Raw genomic sequence first — 25839 nt, forward strand, 5'->3', positions numbered from 1 at the left:
GGGTTGATGTTGTACATTTCGAAATTGGCCTGCACGCCTGTCGTTGCAAAAAATTAATCTTTGGGTGTCGGCGGCCTATATACACGAGTGCCGTCTGCGCTAACCAAACCAAGCCCATCACTTGTTTTTGTCGCACAACCTCCAACCCAGGTTTTACCCAACTGATTAGCTTCGAAAGATGTACTTTGACCTATAGAGAAGTTCAGATTTTCGTTCCACTGCCGTTCACAGCCGCAGCTAATCTTGAGTCCTGAGCCGCAATATTGCTCAGGTTTTCTTGTATCAGTTGATCCTTCGGCTTTGGGTACAAGGTCGCATTTTCAGCGTCGGAGCTAGCAGCTCCACCTTTTGCACCTCCACTAACAACATCCGCTCCAACCGCTCTCGGCTGACCACCCACGTAACGCTGCCAATCCGAATTGGTAAGGATCAGCATTCATCTCGTCCGTAATAGTGGTGGTATCCACCCAACCAGTGGCGTAACGCTCCAACTCGTGCCAGTGACCTGCATTCAGGTCCGCGTCGTTAGAGATAGCGCCTATCTCGCTTTTTCAAGCTGCGCATATTGAAAAACTACGCCTGGCGAATATCAGATAAAAAATCATAAAATTCTTTTTCTGTCATCTCAAACTCTGGCCCTTCGACCATTGCCATTAGTGACAACAACGCAATATCTAAAGCTTTTGTAAGAGAAAGGTTTGGATCTTGGTAAATATCAAGTGCCTCTTTTGATATTTTAAAAATATCAAATCCATCAGCAACTGCTCTTTTAAGTCTGTCAGCCACTATATCTTCCATGCTCATTGCTGCCCCCAACTCTTTAACTCCGCTCCGGTCGGAGGATAGTGCTGAGCATCAACCGGCTGCCCATTAATACTTTTCGGGTGGACACGGATTACTTCTCCTGCATCGTCATAGCTTTCCATCCATTGCCTCGTACTGCCCGACACATTGCCCATCGACAAGCGCCGTGTATTGACGCTCAGCAGACGAAGTATTCCCATACATCCCACGCACAACACTTTCGTAACTCTGCGCCTTGTCGATTGCCCGACTACCACTCACAGCAATGGGATCGGTTGTTTCCAGCGCAGTGCCTGCGCCTTTTGCACCTACTCAGGAGTAATTTTCAACTCACTCCATAGTGGTTTTAGTCCTAGACTTTCCATATAAGTCCCATAGTCGAAAAAGTCCCTAACCCCAATGTCTTCGTATAAAAACCATGAGGCCTCGCACTCTTGACATATGAACAAGCAAGTGTTGTCAGCTATAATTTCAGCCTTGACAATATCTCCCTGCTCACACCTTGGACACAACATATAAAACTTCTCTATTTAACAGGTCAGGAACAACCCCTACCCCGCCGGGTGGGTCGTATATGGTGGTGTTGGCCGAGTGAACAGCGCGCTGTCCTTGAACTGCTCGGGCGTGGCGCTGAATTCGTAGACCACTGCGCCATCCTCAATCTTGAACCCAGAGTTTGGCGGATAATCAGCACCCACTGTTTCATCGTATATAGCGGCCCACTTTGATAGACGCAGCTGAAGCTCTTCAGAGATAGGAAGCTCGCAAGGAGCTATGTCCCCATACCCATGGGGACATATCCCAAAGCGGATGACACTGATAATCCTTCATCAACTTTATTTTTTTCACTTAACGCCACCCCTCAAATTTGCACCAACGACAAAACCGAGCCTATATCACAAGACTTTCATCTGCTTAGCTATTTTTCTGGCCGAGTGACGTATTTTTTGAGTCTCTCCAGACTTACTCAACGCATCCAGCTCCGCCTCCAAACTATTAGATCTCGAAACGAACAAAGCCCATTTCAATGCCAAGACAGACCAATACTCACTGCGACTTCTAAGGCCTGCCAATACAACTTGCTCAAACGGGAATAAATCTACGAACTCCTCGGAAAGCCCATAACCTTTGAGCCCATCAACCATCTTGCAACGAACCACCTCTGGTAGCTCTTCTAAAACTGGTAAAAAAAACACACACAGCGTTTCGTCACTGACTGTCTGAACGACAGACTCTGTCGACCTAGCCCAAAGCCCCTTGGAAGTAATCCCCAAAATAAAGCGCCCCCTACACAACGTTGTGACAGGAAGCCAACTCAAAAGAGCTCCTCCAGAATTATACTCAATTTTACTTACCCACTGAGCCTCTAGTTTACTCAATAGCTTTTTTTTTCAGCTCATCTATCATCTAGATATCCCAGGAGCATGAGTAACGTTTACGCCATGGCTTCTCATAAGCGATTTAAACTGCTCACGAAGCTCGGAGGCCGGTGTTGAGATTGACAGATCAGGTCGGAACTTTTTTATAGCTCATAACAGCCAGTTTATCTTTCAACCATTGCTTATGTTCATGAACAACGTGATCATAGTTTGATGCAAAGTGGTATTGATACTCTGGTAAAGCCATCGCACTAGGAGTCATCGACAGTGGAGCATCAGCAGGCCACTCCCAACTTGCCCAAAACTCAGAAAGCTTTATCAACCCATAGAGCGGGTCTGGGTCTAGGTTTGTTAGAAGTTCATCCCGCGCAACAGCTCGCCATATTTCCCTGGCTCGTTGCATGTCCGCATTTTGAAACTCACTCATTTTTTTGCAACAGCGGGCATAGCTCAGATAAAGGCAGCCCACTATCGTTATCCAAGCTAACAATCACATCGAGCAAGGGATTATTTCCCGCTACCTTTTCAAGTTCAGCGGTTGCAAAATTCTCCACACAAAACGCTGGCAAGCGTCCCAAAAGGCTAGGAATACCACAGACGCCCTGAGCAAAACAGCCCAGTCAGTCAAGCCATGTTTGGCAATTCGTTCAAAGACTGCTTGAATCATGGCTTCACCAGTATACCCTTAACAATTTCATTTGGCACAAACATTCTGTGCGTTACACTCCCCCAACTTCGGATCTACAATCCATTCAAACCTACCCGCCACACCATTGTAGCTACCTGATGCTTGGTAAAGCGACGAGCCGTTGTTGAGTGAACACTCAGTCGCATTGCCTACATGATTATCGACAATATCGGGAAAACCATGCGCAACCGGAGTCGATGGAAATTCTTGTGTGGCATAAGGGCCATTGAGCTTCTCTGAGTACACCGGTATTGGTTTTCCGTCCACCCCAAAAACTTGTTGATTCGGAAGTTGGTCTACTTTCTTTCCGCTACTTTGCCCCTTCGTACCATTGCCAATACGCGCTTCGACTAGAACATCATTTGATAGCGCTTCTCCCCCTTTTGCACCAACCAAAGAGCCGAAAAATCACGAAGCTCTAACGACCTTAACCACGCCCCCTGTTGACCGCATCCAGAAGCAATTCAAGCTCAAGGCCATAACTATTCGGCTCGAAGCTCTCCTCTACACCATGCATCAAAAACTCATTGGAAATCAACTCACAAAGTTCATCCACCTCATTTGATGATAATGAACCATTAAGCAATTTCTCAGCTAGTGCCAGTTGGAACGCTCCCGCCATAAAGCACAACGAAAATAAAAGCTGCCATTGGGCACTGGTTAAGAGACTGCTCATTTTCCGGTCCCCGAAGCGGATTTTCCCCAACCGGTGACGACTTTACCTTCAGCATTGACCACTATGACTGCATCCGTCCCCGTATACCTAAATGTTGGACCGTACTTTGAAGGGACATATTCAATTTTTAGAGGGCTAGACCAAGCGCCACTGAGTGCAGACTGGCTTACACCAATGCCGCCATCCCTTCCTGCAAATTGTTCTAATGCGTGATTTGGATAGCTAGTGATTGTATAGGTGCCCTGGCTCCGGCGGCCTGCTCAGTAACCATCTGCATTTTGAGTCTAGCAGCATTTGCCGCGCTACTTGCTCCTTACTCAGCAATAGAGGGAACGCCTTTTGCACCTCCACTAACAACATCCGCTCCAACCGCTCTCGCTCACCACCCACGTAACGCTGCCAATCCGGATGGAAGGATCAGCGTTCATCTCGTCCGTAATAGTGGTAAGACTAGTATCTTTGGGAGCTTCCTCTATCGCTTTTGCGCTACCCAACTCAACCTGAGCCGCGTTCTTCGCAGACGCCCCAGCCGCCCGAGCCTCCGCGAGCGCCTGCAAAAACAGCCACGTCTAGTGGCGGTAGAACTACACAGCTCAGCTATCTCGGTACTACGGTTTATGTTTGGAATGCCTTTTGCACCAACTTATTCGTGACAAGCTAAAGTCTTAGTCGCCTGATGCAAAGCAGCCATAAGGTCCTCAAGTCTGAAATCCCACTTACCTCCCTCAACAGGGGGATAAATTTTTATTTCAATTGGTTTTCCTGGCTCATGTGATACTTCAGCGAACTGACTCCCCCCCGCCCAAATCTCGAATACACAATTCTTCCGATCTGGGGGGCTTGTTATCACAGTAGATAAAATACTCATGGCTTCGGCGGCTCCAATAAACCAATAAATTTTCCATTCGAATCGTACGAAGCCCGCAGCCATCGGGGGCAATCACATCCATGACCTTTCCAAATCTACCGGCGTCTTTATAGGTTACGGAAGTCGCCGGATTGCTCAACGCGCTTGCAGCCCCCGCAGTCAGGGCGGAGACGACGATGATCACCGCCAGCATCGCCCCCTGCCCCATCCTCGAGTTCTTGGGCTTGAACGACTCGTGCAGTTCCTTGAACTGCTGCGAGTTCACGTCGCCACGCTGCTCAGCCTGTTTCAGCCATACCAGCTGCGGGTCAGCCTTGACCGTCGCGTCGATGGTCTGCTTCAAAAAATGAGTTCCATCATCAACGGCTGATGATGCCTCATATATTGCTTCGGTCGCTGTCATAAGCGAATCCCCCTACCAGCTAAGGACGGCGCCGATACAGTGCGAGCTTGGCTAAACAGCGGAAGGCCTTCTACATTTAAGTTTTGCCCTTCATCCAGGCTGTCTTGCAAGTCAAAATACTTCTCATCTCACTGTGCAGCTAAAGCATCTAGCCCAGAAACCTAATCAGTCGCGAGTTTATTACCAGATTGTAGATACCCAAGAGACTCGGCAACAATAGACACTTCTGCTGGACAGGCCTGCAAAGCAAGTTCACAAGCCACTTTCACAGAACGTCTTCGTTGTCCCTTACTGACCATCTTAAGTTTTTCTATTAGGCTTTATCTCAACCATTTCTAAACGCATAGTTATTGTTTAGTCTCTGACAGTGATTTTAATGGCGCGGGCACATCCTGCGCGCTCTTTAAACTACGACTGCCAGAATGTCAGACAGACGCCATATTCATCGAGAAGATCGTCAGCAATTTCAAACTGAAATACCTTCTCTGGAAAGGCGTCGGATAACGCGCGCCTCCAATATCTGGTGACCTGCTCAGCAAATAAATGACAAAGACGATAATCTTCTTCCGACAGGCCCACTTTAAATACGGGGCGGCCCGGTGCATCCTCCCACTTTGAAAAGAACTGATTTATTGAAAAAATATTTCTGTATCGCTCAACGTCTCTACGCGATGTACTTTGTTCCAACATACTAGATTCGGTCTCAACCAGCCCGCTCAAATGAAATTTTTGCGGATCGTATTGCTGAGCGTTAGGCAGCCAGAAAATGTGACCATTGACCTCAATAAAATCAGGAGAGAGCAAGCCCAGAACAGAAATTGCCTGTTCCAATGAAACCAAGTGCCCTACATATGAAAAAAACTCCCCGGAGCCAATATCTGAAACAAACAGACTCAACGACTCTTTAGAAATATCACCCTGATAAACTTTCATCACTTCAACCCCAAGCTATCAAGAACCGACTGAGGAACATTCCCCTCAAAAACCTTTGTATCATTCCCCTTCTTGGGGAAATATGTTCCATTCGGAGCTTGGTTCCATTCGACCACTTTAATCCGAGAGCTAGACACATCATATAGTGCACGCCCATCAGGACCGTAAACAACAACATGTCCATTTCCAAGATTCGCATAAGAATCGGGAGTTTGCCCTTGCAACGGATACTGAACACCACCACGCGCTCCTGTGACCGTCACATTCGTTTCCCTGAGTCCCTTGGTATAATCTAAATCAATAGTATTACCGGCAGAGTCCGTAATGAACCTGGGTGTATTGGGAGCGTTAGTAGTTGCTTTTGCACCTCCACTAACAACATCCGCTCCAACCGCTCTCGGCTCCCCACCCACGTAACGCTGCCAATCCGGATGGTAAGGATCAGCGTTCATCTCGTCCGTAATAGTGGTAAGACTAGTAGCTTTGGGAGCTTCCTCTATCGCTTTTGCGCTACCCAATTCACCCTGAGTCGCGCTCTGCGCAGACGCCTCACCCGCCCGAGCCTCCGCTATCGCTTGCTCACTACCCTGCTCACCCCGAGCCGCGCCCTGCGCAGACGCCTCACCCGCCCGAGCCTCCGCTACCGCCTTTGCACTACCCAACTCAACCTGAGCCGCGCTCTTCGCAGACGCCCCAGCCGCCCGAGCCTCCGCGAGCGCCTGCAAAACAGCCCGCACCCCGCCCTTGGCCGCGCTGGCCCCGGGCACGACCGCCAACAGCACATCCAAGTCTACGGTGCTGGTATCCACCCCACCAGTGGCGTAACGCTCCAACGCCTGCCATTGATCTGCATTCAGGTCCGCGTCGTTGGAGATAGCGCCTATCTCGCGAAGCTTTTTGGTCGCTACCGACTCGCCATACTGCTCGACCCACTTGTCAGGAACAACCCCTACGCCGCCGGGTGGGTCGTAGGTGGTGGTGTTGGCCGAGTTGAACAGCGCGCTGTCCTTGAACTGCTCGGGCGTGGCGCTGAATTCGTAGACCACGGCGCCATCGGCGATGACCGGCTTGCCGTCTTCCCAGGTCAGCAAGACCTTGGCGTTTTGCAGGTCTTGCACCACTGAGCGTGCTTTGGCCAGGTCGTCAGCCAACGCCACCCCCTCGGGGTTGCCGTCGCTGTACTGCGCCATGATGGCGGTGAGGCGGGCATTGTCGCGCTGGTCGATGTCACCGCCTGCCACCAGGGTGAGCAGCATGTCCCAACTGAAACCGGTGCGGCTCTTGCCCACCGTCTCGTCGAGTGTGGTTGCCGCCTGCGCCAGCTTCTCTTCTTCTTTTGCGTGAAGCTTGCGGTTGTAGGACTGCGCATTACCCGCGATTTCGGAGCCGAGGGCGACGTCCCCGCCAGCCCCGGCCGCCGCCACCAGGCCGACGAGCTTGGAGGCGGCGTTGACCAGCCGATCATGCTCAGCCTGATCGGCACCCTGGAGGAACGGCAGGCTATCCAGCGTTTCAATTAGCGCCTCGTTCGCCCCCGCGGCGAGTGCGCCGGTTTTGAAGTCGCCGCCCATCGCTTCGGCAAGCAAGCCGCCCGCCAACGCGTGAATAGCGGTTTTACCCAGCCCACTGTCGGGTAGCTGAAGTGTGTCGCCAAGATCGCCGACATTGGTGAAGACTGTGGCCTGCAGCATGTCGAAGACGCTGCTGAGCATGGCGTCGCTGAACTTGCCCTGCCCCAGGGCCTGGGACAGCCCTCCCCGCACCGCACCGCCCGCCAGCTGAATCGCACCAAAGCGGGCGATGGCGGCGGGGTCAGTCAGGTGCGGCACCACGCTGGGGCCCGTGACTTTGTTGGTGATCGGATCGGTCTGGGCGCCAAACCAGTGACCGCCGGCGTAGTTGATGAAGCCCGCCGACGCTCCCGCGATCACGGCCTGCTTGACGCCGTCGCTGCTGAAGGTGTCCGTGAGCGCCGTGCCGACGTTGCCCTTGTTGTTGATCAGGCTGACGGCGCCGGTGCTCGCCATGGAGGTCAGCGCCGCCGTGGCGACGACGTTGCCCAACCCTGCCGGCACCACCACACCTGCCGTGGTGGTGTACCCGGCCGCCATCGTGGCGCCGGCCCCTACCGTCGACCCCGCCGATGCCGCCAACGCACTTGCAGCCCCCGCAGTCAAGGCGGAGACGACGATGATCACCGCCAGCATCGCCCCCTGCCCCATCCCCGAGTTGTTGTACTTGAACGACTCGTGCAGTTCCTTGACCTGCTGCCAGTTCACGTCGCCGTGTTGCTCAGCCTGTTTCAGCCACGCCAGCTGCGGGTCAGCCTTGACCATCGCGTCGACGGTCTGGCTGACGGTGTTCTGGTCGATCTGCTTGATGTCGATGTGCAGCCCATCGACCGCCTTGATTGCCAACTGCCCCTGGGCCACCAGCGCGCTCTGGCGCAGCGTTTCATCCGTATGCCCCTCGCCCTTGGCGCTGAACCACGACAGGTCGCTCTTGCTCTTGGTATGGCTCTCATCGTGCAGGTCCTTCACCCCCTCGAAGGTGATTGCCCCGCCACTGGCCAGGGTGATGTCCTTGCCGCTCTCAAGCTTCGCCACCTGGTAGCGCTGGTCGCCGCCGCTCTCGATGGTCAGGTCGCCACCGGTCTTGATTTCAGTCCCTACGTTGGTCTGCTGCGTGACTTCATCACGCTGCATTTTCTTGGCGCCCCAGCTGCCCTTTTCCTTCATGTCGTACAGGGTGTGGGTGCTGTCCTGGGCTGCCAGCAGCTGGATCTGGTCGCCGCTGTAGAGGTAGGCCTCGTGGCCGGCGGTGATCTTGCTGGCGACCAGGGTGGTGTCGCGGCCCGCTCCGCTGGTGAAGTCGTTGCCGGCGGTGAAGGTGGCGGCGCGCTGGGTGGTGCTGTCGTTTTGTTCCTTGATGCGTTGTTTGCCGTCCTTGCTGCGGCTTTCAACGTTGTGCACGTCGCCGTTGGCAGCGGCGTTGAAGTCACGAGCGGCAACGATGCCGATGTCGCTGCCAGCCTTCACGTCGCTGGCGATGACGGTGACGTCCTGGCCAGCGGTCAGGTGGACGCTGCCTCCCGCCGAGACGGTGCCGGCCAGGTTCTTGACGACGCTGGTGACACTGGAATCATGCCCCCCATTGTGAAACTCATGCTTCTCGCTGACGTCCTGCACCGCCACCAGGTTGATGTCCCGCGCAGCGTTCAGGTTGACGTCGCCGCCAGCACTGATCGCCCCATGATTGGTGAGGTCCTGCCCGGCCGTGACGTTCACCGTCTGGCCCGCGGCGATGCGCGCGCCGGCATCGGTGAGGGTGCGCATGCCCGCGCCGTCGTTGACGGCGATGGCGGTGCGGTCGTTGACGATGTCGCCCTTGAGGGTTTGCAGGCTGACCTGGCTGGCGCGGATGTCGCCGGCCAGGGCGTTGCGGATGCTGTCCTGAGCCAGCAGGCTGAGGCGCTCGTTGGCCTCGACCACGCCGCCGTTGTAGAGGCTGCCGCCGGCGGTAGCAGTGAGGTCTTCGCTGGCGCGCAGGGTGCCGACGTTGACCAGGTCGCTGCCGGCCATGAGGCTCAGGTTGCGGCCCTGGATGAGGCTGCCGCCGTTGAGGTTGCGCTCGTCGGCCTGGGCCAGGTACAGCACCGGCACCAGCACGTTCTGGCCGTCGATGACGCGGTTTTCCAGCCACACGATGTCGTGGGTCAGGGCCGCCACCTGCTGGGCGCTCAGGCCCACGCCGACGCTCAGGTTCAGGGCGTCCTTGCTGGCCAGGGCGTTGTCCATCAGGTAGCGGTACTGGTCGTAGTCGCTGGTCAGGCTGGCGGCCAGGAAGCGCTGGCCGGTCTGGGCCACCACGGCGTCGCTGATCAGGCGGCTTTCGTAGCGCCCGTCGCCCAGGCGGCGGGCGGCTTCGTCGGCGCTGAAGCCCAGCTGGCCGAGCAGGTAGTCCGAGCTCATGAACCGGCTGGGGTCGGTGAGGTTCGGGTTGGTTTCGATCAGGTAGTGGCATTGCGGGTTCTGGCTGGGGACGAACAGGCCGTATTCGCCCTGGGGCAGGCGGAAGCTGGTGGACGCGGTGGGGTCGACGGCGGCGAAAGGTACGCCCGTGAAGTCCACCGGGGTGAAGCTGACGTGCACGGTGCCGTCGGTGTCGATGCGCTCCACACGCTGCACGTCCTTGGCCGCCACCGGGGTGGCGGCGCTGCGTTCGGGGCTGAGTTGCAGCACCACGGCGCCCACCTTCTGGGTGGCCTCGTTGTCCAGGGTGCCGGTCAGTTGCGCCAGGGTCTGCTCCAGCAGGGTGCCGTTCTGCACGCTCTGGGTGACGTTCAGGGTGGCAGTGCCACCGGACTGGATCGTGCTGGTGTAGTTATGGGTGCTGTCAGGTGTCCAGGTGGTGACGTCGCTCTGCTGCTGGAAGCGGCTGTCGCTGGAGCGGGCGATCAGTTCGTTGAAGCGGCTTTCGTCGAAGTGGCCGGCGGCGACGGCGGCGTTGAACGCGGGCACGTCGACGTACTGCATCTGGTCCCAGTAGCCGGTGCTGATGCGCTGGGGCGTGGCGATGACGATCACCTGGCTGCCGCTGCGCGAGGAGGCGCCCTGGTTGAGCAGGGTGTCGGCGTTGAGGGTCAGGTCGCCGTTGGCAGCCAGCAGGCTGTAGCGGTTCTGCACGTCGCTGGCGTTGAGGGTCATGTCGCTGCCGGCGATCAGGCGCGCCATGGGCGAGTCCAGCAGCACGCTTTCTTCAAGCGCCTTGGTGATGGTGATGCTGCCGCGCTTGAACGAGTCGTGGCCGCCGCAGTGCTGGCCGCACTTCCATTCCAGGCTGCCGCTGACCACGGCCTGGGCCAGTTCGAACTGGGCCTTGGCGTTTTCGATGCTGACGGCGTTGAGGTCGATGCGCCCCAGGCTTTGCACGCTGCCGGAGAGGTTGCTGAAGGCACTGGCGCGGCCGCCGTCGTAGGCGGCGAAGCTGAGGTTGCCCTGGTTGTAGAGCTCGCCATAGGTGTTGCTGAAACGGTCGGCGCGCAGGGCCAGGTCGCCGCCGGCGAACAGCAGGGTATCGGCGTTGTTGCTGATGGTTTGCCGGGCGCTGAGGCTGACGTGGCCCTGGCCGCCCAGGGTACCGTCGTTGCTGATGCGGGTGGCACTGATGGTCAGGTCGTTGCCGGCGATCAGGCGGCCGGCGTTAGCCAGGTCGCCGGTCAGGGTCAGGGTGGTATTGCCGGCGCTGGTCAGGCGGCCGCCCACCTGACTGAAGTCGCGGGCGTTGACGCGCAGGTGGCCCTGGCTGGACAGCAGGCCACGGTTAACCTGGTCGCCGGCCGCGAGCAGGGTCATGTCGAGGTCGCTGACCAGTTCGCCCGCGTTGTCCAAACTGCCGACGTTCAGGATGAGGCTGTCGGTGGTGGCCAGGCGGTCACCGGCCAGTACGGTCAGGGCGCCGCCGCTGGTGATGGCGAAGGTGCCGTCGAACTGGGCGCGGCCCACGCTGCTGGCCGTGCCCAGGTGCCAGTCGGAACGGCCGGTGCCGTTGATGCTGCCCAGGCCGCCATCGAGGCTGCCAGCCGTGAGGCTGAAGACGTCACTGTTGAATTTCAGGGTGCCGCTGTTGACCAGCGCGCCACCGATGGTGAACTGGCTGCGGGCGCCGCCCAGGCCACTGATGCGCCCGCTGTTGTCGAGGCTGGCGGCGTTGATGCTCAGGCCGCCCAGGGCCTCGATCAGGCCCTGGTTGCCCAGTTGCCCGCCCAGGTCGATGGCCAGGCTGGCGCCGCTGATTTCGCCGCCGCTGGCATTGTTGAGCTGCTGGCCGTCAAGGCTGAGGTCGCCCTTGGCGAACAGCGTGCCGGCGCGGTTGGTCAGTTGCGCCACCTTGAGCTTGAGCGCGCCGACGATGCTGGAGAGCATGCCGGCGCGGCTGTCGTCGGCGCTGTTGTCCAGGTGGCCCGCGGTCACGTCCAGGCTGTCGGCCACTACGCTGCCGCCCTGGTTCTGCAAGGTGCCGTCCGCCAGGTCGAGGGTCACGGCGCCGCCCTTGGCGTACAACAGGCCTTGCTGGTTGAGCACGGTTGCGGCAGTGATCTGCAGCCCCTCGGCGCCGGCGGTGATCTGCCCGCCCTGGCGGTTGTCCAGCTGGGTGCCGCTGATGTCGACGCGGTTGCCGCCGAGGCTGCCGTTGCGGTTGTCCAGCTGGGTGAAGCTGGTCAGCCACAGGGCCTGGTCGGCGGCATCGATGGTGCCGGTGGCGTTGTTCAGCAAGCCGTTGATGGTCAGGCGCACGGCGCCGCCGTTGCCGAGGATGGCGCCCTTGGCGCTGTTGTCCAGGGTGCTGGCGGTGAGGGTCACCGCCTGGCCGCTGATGACGCCACCGTGGTTGTCGAGGTTCGACGCGCTGACCTGCAAGGCACCCTCGCCCTGGACGTGGCCACCGCTGTTGGCCAGGCTCGCCAGGGTCAACGTGGCGCCCCCGGAGCCCGCTGCGATCAGGCCCGCTGCGCGGTTGTCGACGTGCTCGGCGGTAAGCTGCAGGGTATCGAACAGCAGGCTGCCGCCACGGTTGTCGAGGCGGGCGGCCGGCGCATTGAGCACCAGGGCCTGGCCTTGCAGCTTGCCGCCGCGGTTGTCGACGGTGCTGGCGTGCAGGCTGAACAGGGTCTTGGCCAGGGCGCGGCCGGCCTGGTTGTTGAATTGCCTGGCCAGGCGCAGGTCGATGGCGCCCTGGCCCGCGCTGACCAGGCCATCGGCGCTGTTGTCCAGGCTGCCGGCGGTGACGCTGACGCTGTCCGCGCTCAGGGTGCCGGTGCGGTTATCCACGGCCCCGGCATTGATGCTCAGGGCCTGGCGGGCCTGGGCGCTGCCGTTCTGGTTGTTGAAGTCGCCGGTCAGGGCCAGGGCCAGGTCGCCCTGCGCGGCGCTGATCAGGCCGCCAGCGCTGTTGTCCAGGCTGTCGGCGGTGACGCTGATGGCGTCGCCCAGCAGCGTGCCGGCGCTGTTGCGCTGTTCGCCACCGCTGACGTCCAGGCGCGTCGCCGCCTGGACGGTGCCTTGGCGGTTGTCCAATAAAGCCGTCTTGACCTTGGCGCTGCCGACGCTGGCAGCCAGCACCCCACCGCGGTTATCCAGCCGGCGGACGTCCAGGTCGAGGGTATCGGCCAGCAGGCTGCCGTCGCGGTTGTCAAAGGTGGCGGCCACGACCTTGAACTGGCCACCCACCACTTCCAGGCGCCCGGCGCGGTTGTCCAGGCTCGCCAGGCTGAGGTCGACATTCTGGCCCGCACCAAAGCGAATCAGGCCGCCCAGGTTGGCAATGGCCGGGGTGTTGAGGTTGAGGCTGTTTTCCCCGCGCAGCCGCGCACCGCTGCCGGTGTTGGTGAGCTGGGCGGTGGTCAGGGTGACGTCGCGGCCCTGGATTACGCCGTTGTCGTTACCCAGGGTGTGGGTGGCGGTGGCGGCCAGGGTGCGGCTGGCGATCACGCTGGCGCTGTTGCTGATGTCGGCGGCTTGCAGGGTCACGTCGCCCTGGCTGTTGCGGCTGTTGTCGGCGTTGACGCCGGCTTCGATCACGCCGCGGTTGCTCAGCTGGCCGTCGGCGCTGAGGGTGACGCTGTCGCGGGCGCTGATGCTCTGCGCGTTGGTGAGGTCGGCGCGGCTGCGCAGCTCGGCGCGGGTACCGGCGTAGACCGGGCCCTGGGCGTCGATGCCCGAGGCCTTGGCTACCACGGCACCGTTGGCGCTGACGCTGGCCAGGGTCAGTTTGCCGTTGGCGTCGATCTGCACGTCGCCGGCGCTGGCCGCCAGGTCACCGGCCAGGCGCACGCCCACGCCTTTCTCGGTCCCCACCAGCTTCACCGCGCCCACGTACATGCCGCCCAAAGCGGCGCTATCGATGGCCAGTTCCGGCTTCTGCGAGCCATCGTCGGCGCGGGCCGTGGCCTGCAGGGTGTCGGCGTTGACGTCGTTGCGGCCAGCCACCACGGTGAGGTGCTTGGCGTACAGGCGAGCGTTGATCTGCGCTGTGCGGGTGATCAGTTCGAACTGGTCGATGTTGCCCGCGTCGAGGCCGGCGCCTTCGATGGCGATGTTACCGCCGTCGACCTGGAAGCGGTCCAGCCGGCCGCTGCCGTCGAGCACCGGCTTGCCGGTGGTCAGGGTCGCCCGTGGCGTGTTGATGAAGCCGCAGCCGTTGCAGGTGATGCCGTAGGGGTTGGCGACGATGACCCGGGCGGCCTGCCCCGCCACCTCGGTGTAGCCCTTGAGCTGGCTGCGGTTGTTGCCGGTGACCTCGTTGAGGATGGTGCTGGCGGCCTGGCCGTTGAGGTTGGCGTTCCCCAGCACGATGCCGCCCAGTTGCGTGGCCTGGGTGCGGCCGGTGGCGTTGTTGAGGATGACGCCCTGGCTACCGACGTTGTAGTCCTGGAACTGGTTATGGGACACCCCGCTGGCGTTGGGCGCAGCGATGTTGACCACCGGCACGCCATTGCCCGCCGTCCCCAGCGTGGTACCCGGGCCGCTGACCACGATGCCATCGGCCTGGGCCCACAGCGGCTGCCAGAACATGACGTTGGCCAGCAGGAAGGCCAGGGCGCGCTTGGGCATGCCCCAGAAACGGTCGCGGGGCGCGACAGCGGCCGAGGGCTGGCGGGCCAGGAAGGCAAGGTGACGGGCGTCCATGTCGGGTACTCGTTGCAGCGGGAATTAGAGGTAGAGGTTCAGGCTGAAATAGATCGGTGCTTCGCGGTCGGCGATGGCGTCCGGGCGCTCCAGCGAGTGGGCGAACGTGACGCTGGCGCCCAGGTAACGACCGCGGGCGAACAGCTCCAGCGAATCGCTGCTCATGCGCCCGTGCTGGTCGTAGGCGCCATGACTGCGGCTGATAACCCCTTGGTCGTAGGCCACGGCCATGCCGTATTCGCTGACCGCCGGGCGCAGCCAGGCCCAGTCCACCGGGCGGCTCCAGCGCAGTTCGTTACGCCAGTAGCCGCCGTTGTCGCCGGTCAGGTACTGGTCCTTGAAACCGCGCACCGAAGACTGGCCGCCCAGGCTGATGCGCTGGGAGCTGTACAACTGGTCGGGGGTGCGTTGGCCGGTGGCCAGGCTGCTGAAGGTGAAGCTTTCGCCCAGCCACTGGAAAGGCTGCAGGTAGCTCACGGTGGCCGTGTACTTGCGGTAGCGGGCCGTGGCACCGCTGGCATGGTCGCCCTGAGCGCCGAAGGCACCGATGCCGCGTTGGGTACCCAGATCGAGGTTGAGGAAGGCGTTGCCGATGCGCCGGCCGTGGTTGATGCCGTAGCTGAATTCACTGAGGGTGTTGCTGGCGCCGATCAGCCGTACGCCGTCGTTGTAGTTGTGGGTGGCCACGCGGGCGAGGCCGGCGTTCACCGAGGTTTTGCTCAGGGCGTCGCGGTAGATCACCCGCTCCGCGCGCAGCTGATGGGTGGCGCTGTCACCGCGCTGGCTGAACGAACCGCCGCCGTCCTGCGGGGTGGCCTGGGCGCGGTAACCGCTCTGGCTGTAACTGTAATTGAAATTCCACCAGCCCCACGGCAGGTTGTAATTGAGCAGGCCGTTGCGCGAGCTGTGGTTGGAATCGCTGACCGCATCGTGGCCGCCACGCAGCACCAGCTGGTCGGCCAGGCCCAGGGGGCTGTCCCATTCCAGGCCGGTGTTCCACTGCTGTTCGCCCGTGCTGCGCTGGCCGTCGTTGCTGCGCCCCAGGGAGGCACGCCAGGGTTTCTGCGGGGTATTGGTGACCTGCACGTCGCTGCCGCCCACGGCCTGGCCGGGGCGCAGTTCCATGCGCGCCTGGTTGGAAGGCAGGCGGTTGAGCTGGTCCACCAGTTGCTCGACTTCACGCAGGTTCAGCACCTCGCCCGTGCGCCCCGGGAACGTCATGGCCAGCTCGCGTTCGCTGAGCCCGCTACCGTCCGCGCCCTGCAGGCTTTCCAGACGCCCTTCCACCACCTGGATGACCAGGGTGCCACTGCCTAGATCCTGGGGCGGCAGGTAGGCACGGCTGGTGACAAGCCCCCGGTCAAGGTAATGCCCGGTCACGGCCTTGAGCACCTCATTGAGCTGCGGCAGGCCCAGGCAGCGCCCCAGGTAGGGTGCCACCAGGCGTTCACGCTCGGGGGCGGAAAGGTGGTCGGCACCTTTGAGCTCGATGCGCTGGATGGTGAAGCAGCGGGTGTCGGCGGGCGTGGCCGGGGCCGTTTCCGGGGCGGCCTTGCCGGGCAGGTTCTTCAGGTCTTCAAGCCGGCGCTGCTGTTCTTCGAGCAAGCGGTTCTGGCGGTCGCGGATGAGATCCTGGTCACCCTGGGTGGGCAGGGGCGCAGGCGCCGCCGTAGCCACCGATGGTGCACAGAAAATACTGAATGACAGGAACAGCCAGGCCGTCATCCGGGAACTGGAAGCAGACATCAAATCGATCCTTGAAGCGTCGGGGGGTGCGAAAGAGCGGCGATACTAGGGGGCTAGGCCTGGATCGTCAAATTTCGGATACAATTTTATACAAACGAAAACAAGGGGCTTAAAATCAGCGTTAGTAGGCGTAAATTCCGGGAAAAAGCGCCTAGCATTGCGGATCCAAATTATGCTAGCAGCGCTACTACCCCCTACATGTGCAGGGGGTAGAACCGACGAATGGTATAGGTCGTTACAATTTTGTCCGCCGCTGGAGGGGCAACGCCACCAGCGTCGCGGCGCTCGTGCAGGGCTGCGGCGCTTTACTCGAACAGTGCATCGAGCGCCTGTTCCAGCCGCGTGACGGCGATGATCTGCAACCCTGCCGGCGCTTCCTTCGGCGCATTGCCCTTGGGCACGATGGCGCGCTTGAAGCCATGCTTGGCTGCTTCCTTCAAGCGCTCTTGCCCACTGGGCACCGGCCGTACTTCGCCGGACAACCCCACCTCGCCAAACACCAGCAGGTCATGAGGCAGCGGGCGGTTGCGCAAGCTGGACATGATGGCCGCCAGCAGGGCCAGGTCGGAAGCGGTTTCCAGTACCTTCACGCCGCCTACCACATTGAGGAACACGTCCTGGTCGTGGGTGGGAATGCCGCCATGGCGATGCAGCACCGCCAGCAGCATGGCCAGGCGGTTCTGGTCCAGGCCCAACGTTACCCGGCGCGGGTTGGCCAGGTGGCTGTCGTCCACCAAGGCCTGCACTTCCACCAACATGGGCCGGGTGCCCTCCCACGTGGCCATGACCACACTGCCCGGCACCTCTTCCTGGGCGCGGGTGAGGAAGATGGCCGACGGGTTGGAAACCTCCTTCAAGCCCTTGTCGGTCATGCCGAACACGCCCAGTTCGTTCACCGCGCCGAAGCGGTTCTTTACCGCGCGCAACAGGCGCAGGCGGCCATCGGATTCGCCTTCGAAGTACAGAACGGTGTCGACCATGTGCTCCAGCACCCGCGGGCCGGCCAGCGCGCCTTCCTTGGTGACATGGCCCACGAGGAAGATGGCCGTGCCGCTCTGCTTGGCGTAGCGCACCAGCAGCGCCGCGCTCTCGCGCACCTGGGAAACGCCGCCGGGGGCCGACTGCAGGGCCTCGGTGAAGATGGTCTGGATGGAATCGATGACCATCACCTTGGGCTGTTCGACGCGGGCGGTGGCGATGATGGTCTCGATGCAGGTTTCGGTCATCACCCGCAACTTGTCCTGGGGCAGCCCCAGGCGGCGGGCACGCATGGCCACCTGCTGTTGCGATTCCTCGCCGGTGACGTAGAGGGCGGGCATGCGCGCAGCGATGTTGCACAGGGTCTGCAGCAGGATGGTGGACTTGCCGATGCCGGGGTCGCCGCCGATGAGCACCACCGAGCCGTCCACCAGGCCACCGCCCAGCACCCGGTCGAGTTCGGCCGAGGCGGTGGTGAAACGCGGGATTTCCTCGACGCTGACCTCGGCCAGGGTCTTGATCTGCGCCTGCTGCCCGGCCCAGCCGGTGCGGCCGCTGGGGGCGGCCGCGCCACCGCTTTCGATCATGGTTTCGGTGAGGGTATTCCAGGCACCGCATTCGCCGCACTGGCCGGCCCATTTCGGGAAGGTGGCGCCGCATTCGGTGCAGCCGTACAAGCGCTTGGCCTTGGCCATGGTGGAAAACCCCTGTATGGAAAAACAGTTATCATACCCCAGGCGCCAGGCAAATCCGGTAAAACTATCGGGCATAACCCCTGTCATTGTTACCAGGTGTCAAGCGTGACGCGCTTGGGTAACTTACACTGGCTGCCACCATCATTTGTAACAGGGGATATCAAACATGGGCGTACTAGCCGAGTTCAAGGCCTTCGCGGTCAAAGGCAACGTGGTCGACATGGCCGTGGGTATCATCATCGGCGCAGCGTTCGGCAAGATCGTGTCGTCGTTCGTGGGCGACGTGGTGATGCCTCCGCTGGGGCTGCTGATAGGCGGGGTGGATTTCAGTGACCTGGCCATTCAGCTCAAAGCGGCAGAAGGCACGACGCCAGCGGTGGTGCTGGCCTACGGCAAGTTCATTCAGACGGTGATCGACTTCCTGATCGTGGCGTTCGCGATCTTCATGGGCGTGAAGGCCATCAACCGCCTCAAGCGTGAAGAGGCCAAGGCCCCTACCCTGCCACCAAGCCCGACCAAGGAAGAGCTGTTGCTGGGCGAAATTCGCGACTTGCTGAAAGAGCAGAACACTCGGCCTTGACGGTATATCCCGAATGAAAGCCTGAGCGCTGTCCCACAGCGCTTTCAGCTCACCAGTAGTTTTCCACGGCGATCTGGCCCGGTTTGCGGGTCAGTGCCAGGCGCATGTCGCGCGCCTTCAGCACGCGGCGGGTATCGTCGATCATCTGCGGGTTCCCGCAGATCATCACCCGTGAATGCTCAGGCGCAAGGGTGCAGCCGGCGGCGCGCTCCAGCTCGCCACTCTCGATCAGCGCGGTGATGCGGCCATTCAGGGCCCCCGGGTACTGCTCGCGGGTTACCGTGGGAATGTACTGGAACTTGTGTGCGTACTCGGCCAGGTACTCTCGCTGGGTCAGCTCGGCGATCAGCGGCTGGTACGCCAGTTCGCGGCCTTCACGGGCACTGTAGACCAGGATGATGCGCTCGAATTTTTCCCACACGTCGAAGTCCTGCAGTATCGACAGGAATGGCGCTACCCCAGTCCCGGTTGCCAGTAACCATAAATCCCGACCGTCGCTGAAGCGGTCCGGCACCAGGTAGCCGAATGCCTGCCGGTCGACCAGCAGCGTGTCACCCTCGCACAGCCGGCTCAATTCGCTGGTGAACTCCCCGCCCGGAACCACGATGGAAAAGAACTCCAGAAACTCGTCATGGGGCGAGGACACCATGGAGTAGGCGCGCCACACTACCGAACCATCCGCCTTGGCGACCCCCAGCCGGGCGAACTGCCCGGCGCGAAAACGAAACCCCGCGTCGCGGGTGGTACGCAGGGTGAACAGGCTTGGCGTCAGGGGCTGAACCTGCAGCAAGGTCTGGCGAGTGAAGTTCTCGGCGCTGGCGGTCATGGTCATCTCCATGGAAACAATGGCTCAGTGTCCCGCAAATGCAGGCGGATAAACACCGGCGCGTTGTAATGGTTTATACGGCCGCGCCCCGCCTGACTAATGTCGTTCTTTAGCAGTAGAACCCTTGGCAAGCATGGAATTGGCCCTAGAATAAAACAATCAATATTGGATCCATGTTTGGCTGGAGGACGCCATGACCCATTGGCCCGAGCAGCAGTTGTGTGAACTATTGCGCCTGACGGACGAAAACAGAATCCTGCGCTCGGCCGTTACTCTGATCCGCGACCTGGGGTTCGACTACCTGCAGTTCAGCACTGCCTTGAGCGCCTGCCCCCACCCCATCTTCATGAGCAAGGGAAACCTGCCGCCCAGATGGACTGCACGCTATCACGACATGGATTACGCCAGGGTCGACCCGGTCATTGCGCATTGCCGCGAATCGCTGGCGCCCTTGCGGTGGACCGATGAACTGTTCGCCGATACCCCCGGCCTGCGCCAGGATGCCAGTGCCCACGGGGTCAGCCACGGGTTGAGCCTGGCGGTACACGATGCGCACGGGCAGATGAGCATGCTGTCACTGGTGCGCCGAACCCTGCCGGTGAGCGACGACGAGTTCTATGCCAAGGCCGGCGCCAGCCTGTGGCTGTGCAACGTGTTGCACGAGCGCCTGAAAAACCACGTTATCCAGGCCTTGGCCATGACCTCCACTGAACTATCGGTGCGGGAACGGCAAATACTGCACTGGCTGGCCGAGGGCAAGACAGCAGGCGAAACCGCAATGATCCTCAACCTGTCGGAACGCACGGTGAACTTCCACATCACCAGCGCCGTGCGCAAGACCGGGCAGAAGAACAAGACCCTGGCAGTGGTACATGCGGCCAAGGCCGGAATACTGGACGGCGTCATGCCTGCATAAAATCGCAAATGGACGTAGAATTCGCGACCCGGAGTGCCTGCGCGCACCTCCCCTGCGAGTTTGGTGCCGCCGAGACTTGCGTAATATACAGCCGCCTACCCTGAGTCTCTGCCCCATGCCCGTGTTGACCTCGCCGTTTGCCCAACTGGACCTTATTCGCCAGCCTGACCAGCCCAACGAGCCTTTGCAGGCATTCGACGCAGCGGACGAATACCTGCTCAACCACCTGGCCGAGCAAAAGCTGCCCGCCGCCACCCGGGTGCTGGTACTCAATGACAGCTTCGGCGCACTGGCCATCAGCCTGCAGGGGCAGTTCGCCCTGGTGACCAGCGGCGACTCCTGCCTGGGCAGCCTGGCGCTGGAAAAGAACCTGGTGCGCAATGGCCGGCCCTTCGACGCTATCACGCTGCTGCCGGCCAGCCAGCGCTGGGACGGGTTGTTCGAACGGGTACTGATCCGCGTGCCCAAGACCCTGGCGCTGCTGGAAGAGCAACTGATTCGCCTGCAAGGTCACCTGGCACCCGGCGCTGAAGTGGTGGCCGGCGCCATGGTCAAGCATTTGCCCCGAGCGGCAGGCGACTTGCTGGAGAAATACATCGGCCCCGTCAGCGCCACCCTGGCCGTGAAGAAAGCTCGCCTGTTGACCGCCCGCGCCGAACCGCGCGCGGCCTTCACCTCGCCCTACCCCAGCCGCTACCGCCTGGACCAGCCCGCCGTGGAGTTACTGAACCATGCCAACGTGTTCTGCCGCGAAGGCCTGGACATCGGCACCCGTGCCTTCCTGCCCCACCTGCCCAAGGGCCTGGGCAGTGCGCGGGTAGCAGACCTGGGCTGTGGCAACGGCGTGCTGGGTATTGTCAGTGCACTGGGCAACCCTGATGCCCACTACACGCTGGTGGATGAGTCCTACATGGCGGTGCAGTCCGCTGCCGAAAACTGGCAAGCCGCGCTGGGCAGCCGTGAAGTGACGGTCCGCGCCGACGATGGCCTGGCCGGCCAAGCCCCGCAGTCGCTGGACGTGGTGCTGTGCAACCCACCCTTCCACCAGGCTCAGGTGGTGGGTGACTTCCTGGCCTGGCGCATGTTCCAGCAGGCTCGCGAAGCACTGGTGGTGGGCGGCGCACTGTACATCGTTGGCAACCGCCACCTGGGTTACCACAACAAGTTGGCGCGGCTGTTCCGCGGGGTCGAGCAGGTAGCGGCGACGCCCAAGTTCGTCATCCTCAAGGCCCGCAAATAGCCCGCCAGGCCTGCGGAGCCTCCCTAAAACGCCAGGGCAAAAAAAACCCTCCGAAGAGGGTCTGAAAGCCGCTGCCTGTGCAAAACAGCGGTGGGATGAGACGGTTGGATCAATGCGACTTCATGCCCGCGGCGGTCATGAACATGCGCAGCAATTCTGCGACGATGCCCAGGGCCACTATGCTGCCGGCCCAGATCACCACCAGCCAGCCAACACGTTTCCACCAGGGGGTGTTGGCGGCCGGATCGGGTTCGTGTTCCTTGGTGCTCATGTCACGACTCTCCAGGCAAGCCCCGGGTGATGCTGCGCACCGCCACGGGGCATGGGGCTATCAGTGGTAACCGTCCTCATGGGTCACCTTGCCGCGGAACACGTAGTAGCTCCAGAAGGTGTACACCAGGATGAACGGGATGATGAACAGGGTGCCCACCAGGATGAAACCCTGGCTCTGCGGTGGCGAAGCAGCGTCCCAGATCGAGATCGATGGCGGGATGATGTTCGGCCACAGGCTGATGCCCAAGCCGCTGTAACCCAGGAAGATCAGGGCCAGGGTCATGATGAACGGCATGTAGTGCGCACGCTGGGAAACGGCCTTGAGCAGCACGTACAGCGACAGCAGCACCAGCAGCGGCACCGGCATGAACCACAGCAGGTTAGGCATGCTGAACCAGCGGCCGGCGATGTCGGCGTGGGTCAGGGGGGTCCAGATGCTGACGATACCGGTCACCAGCAGCAGTACCAGCGCCAGCGGCTTGGCCAGCTTGTGCATGGCTTCCTGCAGGCTGCCTTCGGTCTTCATGATCAGCCAGGTGCAACCCAGCAGGGCATAGGCGACGATCAGCGCCAGGCCACAGAACACGCTGAACGGCGTCAGCCAGTCCAGGCCCCCACCTGCGTAAGCGCGGTTGACCACCGGGATGCCGTCGATGAAGGCACCCAGGGCCACACCCTGGGCAAAGGTGGCCAGCAGCGAGCCGCCAATGAACGCCTTGTCCCAGATGTGGCGCTTGTCGGCACGGGCCTTGAAGCGGAACTCGAAGGCCACGCCGCGGAAGATCAGGCCGATGAGCATCAGGATCAGTGGCAGGTACAGCGCTTCCAGCACCACCGAGTAGGCCAGCGGGAAGGCGCCGAACAGCGCGGCACCGCCCAGCACCAGCCAGGTTTCGTTGCCGTCCCACACGGGGGCGACAGTGTTCATCATTACGTCACGGTCGGACTCGCCCTTGATGAACGGGAATAGAATCCCGATACCCAGGTCGAAGCCGTCCATGATCACGTACATCATGATGCCGAAGATAATGATCACGGCCCAGATCAGTGGCAGATCGATACCCATGACTCAATTCCCCTTGGTCAGGTCGGCAGTGCCTTCTTCGGCGCCTTCGTGGGCGGCGGAGAGAGGACGGGCAGGCGTGCGTGTCTGGCCAGGGCCACCGTGGGTAGCTTCTGCGCCTTCGTGGGTTTTCGGCCCTTTGCGCACCAGGCGCATCATGTAGCCGAAGCCGGTACCGAACAGCGAGAAGTACACCACCACGAACAGCACCAGGGTGATGCTCATCTGCGTGACGCTGTGGTTGGACACCGCATCGGAAGTGCGCAGCAGGCCATACACGACCCACGGCTGACGGCCGATCTCGGTGGTGAACCAGCCCGCCAGCAGGGCGATCAGGCCAGACGGGCCCATGCACATGGCCAGGGTCAGGAACAGGCGGTTGGTGTACAAGCCACCGCGCCAGCGCAGCCAGGCGCTCCACAGGCCCACGGCGATCATCAGCATGCCGAGGCCGGCCATGATGCGGAACGACCAGAACACGATCAGCGAGTTCGGACGGTCTTCAGGCGGGAACGACTTCAGCGCGGGGATCTGCTTGTCCAGGCTGTGGGTCAGGATGAGGCTGCCCAGGTACGGCACTTCGATGGCGTACTTGGTTTTCTCTTCCTTCATGTCCGGGATGCCGAACAGGATCAGCGGCGTCGGCTCGTTGCCGACGTTTTCCCAGTGGCCTTCGATGGCCGCGATTTTCGCTGGCTGGTGCTCCAGGGTGTTCAGGCCGTGGGCGTCACCGACGAAAGCCTGGATAGGCGCGACGATCAGCGCCATCCACATGGCCATGGAAAACATCTTGCGGATGGCCGGGTTGTCGCGGCCGCGCAGCAGGTGCCAGGCAGCCGAGGCGCCGACGAAGAACGCGGTGGCGACGAAGGCGGCGATGGCCATGTGTGCCAGGCGGAAGGGGAACGACGGGTTGAAGATAACCGCCAGCCAGTCCACCGGAATGACGCGCCCGTCGACGATCTCGTAACCTTGCGGGGTCTGCATCCAGCTGTTGGACGCCAGGATCCAGAAAGTGGAGATCAGCGTGCCCACGGCCACCATGACGGTGGAGAAGTAGTGCAGGCCACGGCCCACACGGTTCCAGCCGAACAGCATGACACCGAGGAAACCCGCTTCCAGGAAGAATGCCGTGAGTACTTCGTACGTCAGCAGCGGGCCGTTGACGGCGCCGGCGAAGTCCGAGAAACGGCTCCAGTTGGTACCGAACTCGTAGGCCATGACCAGGCCCGAGACCACGCCCATACCGAAGTTGACGGCAAAAATTTTCGACCAGAAGTGGTACAGGTCGCGGTAGGTATCGTCCTTGGTCTTGAGCCACAGGCCTTCGAGCACCGCCAGGAAACTGGCCAGACCGATGGTGATGGCAGGGAACAGGATGTGGAACGATACGGTAAACGCGAACTGCATTCGGGCGAGATCTAGAGCCTCTAAACCGAACATAAGTTTTCCTCTATCAGATGTGTCATCTGCACGTTACGGGCGGGAGCCCGTGAACCAGCGCCTACGGCCCTCAGGATTACTGAGTGCGGCGCTTGTCATGTGTTCTGCGTAATCAGGTTAGTCAGCGACCGAAGGCCAAACACCGTGCGGGCGCAATGGGTTTTGACGTGGGTCAATGATCTCTAAAAGAGTAGACCCAAAAGCGGTGCGCAACTGCGTGGTCTATTGTCACGCGGCACGTTGCCTCACCCTGCGAAAGGCGGGTGTGGGGGGCGATTGTCGTTGATCAGGCGAGCGGATGGCAGCGAACAGCGGTAACCTGCGTTTCTGCAACCTCTGGTTACAAACAAATGGTAATCTCGCGCCTTCCGCTCGCGAGGTCGCCCTGCCCCATGTCCAGTTCCGCTGTACTGCTGCTGCGTCATCATCGTCCCTTCATGGCCTTCTGGTTCGCGCGGGTGTGTACCGCCAGCGGTTTCCAGATGCTGACAGTGGCCATTGGCTGGCACCTCTACCAGTTGACCGGCAGCGTGCTGGATCTGGGTTTGGTCGGCCTGGTGGAATTCACGCCGCGCGTGCTGTTCATGCTCCACACGGGCCATGTGGCCGACCGCTATGACCGGCGCAAGGTGGCGGCTATCTGCCAGACCGGCCAGGCACTGGTGGCCCTGGCCCTGGTGATCGGCAGCAGCACGGATACCGTCAGCCGCGACATGATCTTCGTGCTGGCTTTCCTACTAGGCAGCGCTCGCGCGTTCGAGATGCCCACGACCCAGGCGCTGTTGCCCAATATCGTGCCTGCCGAGCTGTTCCCTCGGGCCGTGGCGGCCTCGGCGTCGGCCATGCAGACCGCAACCATCGTCGCGCCGGCCCTGGGTGGTTTCCTGTATGCCTTCGGCAGCATCTGGGTGTACGGCCCCACGGTGGTGCTGTACGTGCTGGCCTTGTCGCTGATGCTCAGCCTGCCGGCGCGGCAGACGCCGCTGAACAAGGGCAAGGCCACGCTGCAATCGCTGCTGGCGGGTATTCACTTCATCCGCAGCCGCCCGGACATTCTCGGGGCCATCTCGCTGGACCTGTTCGCGGTCTTGCTGGGCGGCGCCACGGCCCTGCTGCCGGTGTTCGCCCGCGACATTCTGCTGACCGGCCCGTGGGGCCTGGGCCTGCTGCGTTCAGCACCGGCGGTGGGGGCCTTGCTGATGTCGTTCTGGCTGTCGCGTTTTCCTATCGAACGCAACGTGGGCCGCGTCATGTTCACCGGGGTCGGGGTGTTTGGCGTGGCGACCATTGCGTTTGGGCTGTCCACGTCGTTCTGGTTTTCCCTGGGCACCCTGGCGGTGCTGGGCGCGGCGGACATGATCAGCATGGTGATTCGCGGCGCGTTCGTGCAACTGGAAACGCCTGATGAAATGCGTGGGCGGGTGAGCGCGGTGAACGGCCTGTTCATCGGGGCTTCCAACCAGCTTGGGGAGTTCGAGTCGGGGCTGACGGCGCACTGGTTCGGCACTGTTCCCGCAGTGGTGCTGGGCGGTGTGGGTACGCTGGCGGTGACCGGAATCTGGATCAAGCTGTTCCCGACCTTGGCCCAGCGCGATCACATGCATACCCGTAAACCTTAGCGCGCCGATCCCCCAGCTTCGG

Annotated in this window: 17 protein-coding genes and 1 pseudogene; 4 read left to right on the forward strand and 14 right to left on the reverse strand. The window is 61.0% G+C overall.

Going from position 1 to position 25839, the window contains the following annotated elements; translation table 11 throughout:
- Positions 1–202: 202 nt before the first annotated feature.
- The 10 genes and pseudogenes from HWQ56_RS28965 to radA all read right to left on the reverse strand — a co-directional run bounded on the left by HWQ56_RS28965 (position 203) and on the right by radA (position 17857).
- Positions 203–436 (reverse strand): hypothetical protein, encoded by a 234-nt coding sequence (locus tag HWQ56_RS28965; protein WP_209008694.1) that lies wholly within the window; start codon positions 434–436, stop codon positions 203–205.
- Positions 437–573: 137 nt separating this feature from the next.
- Positions 574–804: a hypothetical protein gene (locus HWQ56_RS24960; protein WP_158153842.1), complete on the reverse strand. Its 231-nt coding sequence runs from the start codon at positions 802–804 to the stop codon at positions 574–576.
- 896 nt (positions 805–1700) lie between these two features.
- Positions 1701–2183: a hypothetical protein gene (locus tag HWQ56_RS24965; RefSeq protein WP_176572001.1), complete on the reverse strand. Its 483-nt coding sequence runs from the start codon at positions 2181–2183 to the stop codon at positions 1701–1703.
- Between the two features lie 127 nt (positions 2184–2310).
- Positions 2311–2610 carry a DUF2247 family protein gene (locus tag HWQ56_RS29180; RefSeq protein ID WP_233270974.1) on the reverse strand — a complete coding sequence of 100 codons (300 nt, stop codon included), beginning with the start codon at positions 2608–2610 and terminating at the stop codon, positions 2311–2313.
- A 688-nt stretch (positions 2611–3298) separates the two neighbouring features.
- The gene (locus HWQ56_RS24980) at positions 3299–3547 is read right to left on the reverse strand and encodes a hypothetical protein (RefSeq protein WP_158159050.1); all 249 of its coding nucleotides are present in this window, start codon (positions 3545–3547) and stop codon (positions 3299–3301) included.
- Positions 3548–4527: 980 nt separating this feature from the next.
- A pseudogene (locus HWQ56_RS29530) lies at positions 4528–4758 on the reverse strand (hypothetical protein); the annotation flags it as partial.
- A gap of 468 nt (positions 4759–5226) precedes the next feature.
- The gene (locus HWQ56_RS24990; protein ID WP_158157627.1) at positions 5227–5751 is read right to left on the reverse strand and encodes a hypothetical protein; all 525 of its coding nucleotides are present in this window, start codon (positions 5749–5751) and stop codon (positions 5227–5229) included.
- Entirely contained in the window at positions 5751–14438 is an 8688-nt protein-coding gene (locus tag HWQ56_RS24995) for a two-partner secretion domain-containing protein (RefSeq protein WP_176572003.1), read from the reverse strand. The genes HWQ56_RS24990 and HWQ56_RS24995 overlap by 1 nt, the downstream gene beginning before the upstream one ends.
- Before the next feature lie 24 nt (positions 14439–14462).
- On the reverse strand, positions 14463–16163 hold the full coding sequence (locus HWQ56_RS25000; RefSeq protein ID WP_158152591.1) for a ShlB/FhaC/HecB family hemolysin secretion/activation protein: 1701 nt from the start codon (positions 16161–16163) through the stop codon (positions 14463–14465).
- Positions 16164–16489: 326 nt separating this feature from the next.
- Positions 16490–17857 carry a DNA repair protein RadA gene (gene radA / locus HWQ56_RS25005; protein ID WP_158152589.1) on the reverse strand — a complete coding sequence of 456 codons (1368 nt, stop codon included), beginning with the start codon at positions 17855–17857 and terminating at the stop codon, positions 16490–16492.
- Positions 17858–18023: 166 nt separating this feature from the next.
- On the opposite strand from radA, the gene mscL reads away from it, so the two are divergent.
- On the forward strand, positions 18024–18437 hold the full coding sequence (gene mscL, locus HWQ56_RS25010; protein ID WP_158152588.1) for a large-conductance mechanosensitive channel protein MscL: 414 nt from the start codon (positions 18024–18026) through the stop codon (positions 18435–18437).
- Between the two features lie 49 nt (positions 18438–18486).
- Here the strand turns inward: mscL and HWQ56_RS25015 are convergent, their stop codons facing one another.
- Positions 18487–19263, reverse strand: a complete 777-nt coding sequence (locus tag HWQ56_RS25015; RefSeq protein ID WP_176572004.1) for a ferredoxin--NADP reductase — start codon at positions 19261–19263, stop codon at positions 18487–18489.
- Positions 19264–19456: 193 nt separating this feature from the next.
- Between HWQ56_RS25015 and HWQ56_RS25020 the strand changes: the two genes are divergently transcribed.
- On the forward strand, positions 19457–20179 hold the full coding sequence (locus HWQ56_RS25020; protein WP_176572005.1) for an autoinducer binding domain-containing protein: 723 nt from the start codon (positions 19457–19459) through the stop codon (positions 20177–20179).
- A gap of 115 nt (positions 20180–20294) precedes the next feature.
- Positions 20295–21419 (forward strand): methyltransferase, encoded by a 1125-nt coding sequence (locus HWQ56_RS25025; protein WP_158152585.1) that lies wholly within the window; start codon positions 20295–20297, stop codon positions 21417–21419.
- A gap of 109 nt (positions 21420–21528) precedes the next feature.
- Here the strand turns inward: HWQ56_RS25025 and HWQ56_RS25030 are convergent, their stop codons facing one another.
- The 3 genes from HWQ56_RS25030 to HWQ56_RS25040 are packed head-to-tail and all read right to left on the reverse strand — an operon-like array spanning position 21529 to position 24198.
- Complete coding sequence (locus HWQ56_RS25030; RefSeq protein WP_158152584.1) at positions 21529–21690, reverse strand: DUF2474 domain-containing protein; 162 nt, start codon at positions 21688–21690, stop codon at positions 21529–21531.
- A gap of 60 nt (positions 21691–21750) precedes the next feature.
- Positions 21751–22758 (reverse strand): cytochrome d ubiquinol oxidase subunit II, encoded by a 1008-nt coding sequence (gene cydB, locus HWQ56_RS25035; RefSeq protein ID WP_158152583.1) that lies wholly within the window; start codon positions 22756–22758, stop codon positions 21751–21753.
- A gap of 3 nt (positions 22759–22761) precedes the next feature.
- Positions 22762–24198 (reverse strand): cytochrome ubiquinol oxidase subunit I, encoded by a 1437-nt coding sequence (locus tag HWQ56_RS25040; protein WP_158152582.1) that lies wholly within the window; start codon positions 24196–24198, stop codon positions 22762–22764.
- A 392-nt stretch (positions 24199–24590) separates the two neighbouring features.
- Between HWQ56_RS25040 and HWQ56_RS25045 the strand changes: the two genes are divergently transcribed.
- Positions 24591–25817 carry an MFS transporter gene (locus HWQ56_RS25045; RefSeq protein WP_176572006.1) on the forward strand — a complete coding sequence of 409 codons (1227 nt, stop codon included), beginning with the start codon at positions 24591–24593 and terminating at the stop codon, positions 25815–25817.
- Positions 25818–25839 lie beyond the last annotated feature (22 nt).

It is taken from the genome of Pseudomonas eucalypticola (assembly GCF_013374995.1).
GTDB lineage: Bacteria > Pseudomonadota > Gammaproteobacteria > Pseudomonadales > Pseudomonadaceae > Aquipseudomonas > Aquipseudomonas eucalypticola.

Bases quoted from the DNA above. Each gene is read 5' to 3' on its own strand.
- HWQ56_RS25030 (WP_158152584.1), bottom strand. From the start codon at position 21,690: ATGAGCACCAAGGAACACGAACCCGATCCGGCCGCCAACACCCCCTGG.
- HWQ56_RS24960 (WP_158153842.1), bottom strand. From the start codon at position 804: ATGAGCATGGAAGATATAGTGGCTGACAGACTTAAAAGAGCAGTTGCT.
- HWQ56_RS25025 (WP_158152585.1), top strand. From the start codon at position 20,295: ATGCCCGTGTTGACCTCGCCGTTTGCCCAACTGGACCTTATTCGCCAG.
- radA (WP_158152589.1), bottom strand. From the start codon at position 17,857: ATGGCCAAGGCCAAGCGCTTGTACGGCTGCACCGAATGCGGCGCCACC.
- mscL (WP_158152588.1), top strand. From the start codon at position 18,024: ATGGGCGTACTAGCCGAGTTCAAGGCCTTCGCGGTCAAAGGCAACGTG.
- HWQ56_RS25000 (WP_158152591.1), bottom strand. From the start codon at position 16,163: ATGACGGCCTGGCTGTTCCTGTCATTCAGTATTTTCTGTGCACCATCG.
- HWQ56_RS24995 (WP_176572003.1), bottom strand. From the start codon at position 14,438: ATGGACGCCCGTCACCTTGCCTTCCTGGCCCGCCAGCCCTCGGCCGCT.
- HWQ56_RS24980 (WP_158159050.1), bottom strand. From the start codon at position 3,547: ATGAGCAGTCTCTTAACCAGTGCCCAATGGCAGCTTTTATTTTCGTTG.
- HWQ56_RS25040 (WP_158152582.1), bottom strand. From the start codon at position 24,198: ATGTTCGGTTTAGAGGCTCTAGATCTCGCCCGAATGCAGTTCGCGTTT.
- HWQ56_RS28965 (WP_209008694.1), bottom strand. From the start codon at position 436: ATGCTGATCCTTACCAATTCGGATTGGCAGCGTTACGTGGGTGGTCAG.
- HWQ56_RS29180 (WP_233270974.1), bottom strand. From the start codon at position 2,610: ATGAGTGAGTTTCAAAATGCGGACATGCAACGAGCCAGGGAAATATGG.
- HWQ56_RS25045 (WP_176572006.1), top strand. From the start codon at position 24,591: ATGTCCAGTTCCGCTGTACTGCTGCTGCGTCATCATCGTCCCTTCATG.
- HWQ56_RS24990 (WP_158157627.1), bottom strand. From the start codon at position 5,751: ATGAAAGTTTATCAGGGTGATATTTCTAAAGAGTCGTTGAGTCTGTTT.
- HWQ56_RS25015 (WP_176572004.1), bottom strand. From the start codon at position 19,263: ATGACCGCCAGCGCCGAGAACTTCACTCGCCAGACCTTGCTGCAGGTT.
- cydB (WP_158152583.1), bottom strand. From the start codon at position 22,758: ATGGGTATCGATCTGCCACTGATCTGGGCCGTGATCATTATCTTCGGC.
- HWQ56_RS25020 (WP_176572005.1), top strand. From the start codon at position 19,457: ATGACCCATTGGCCCGAGCAGCAGTTGTGTGAACTATTGCGCCTGACG.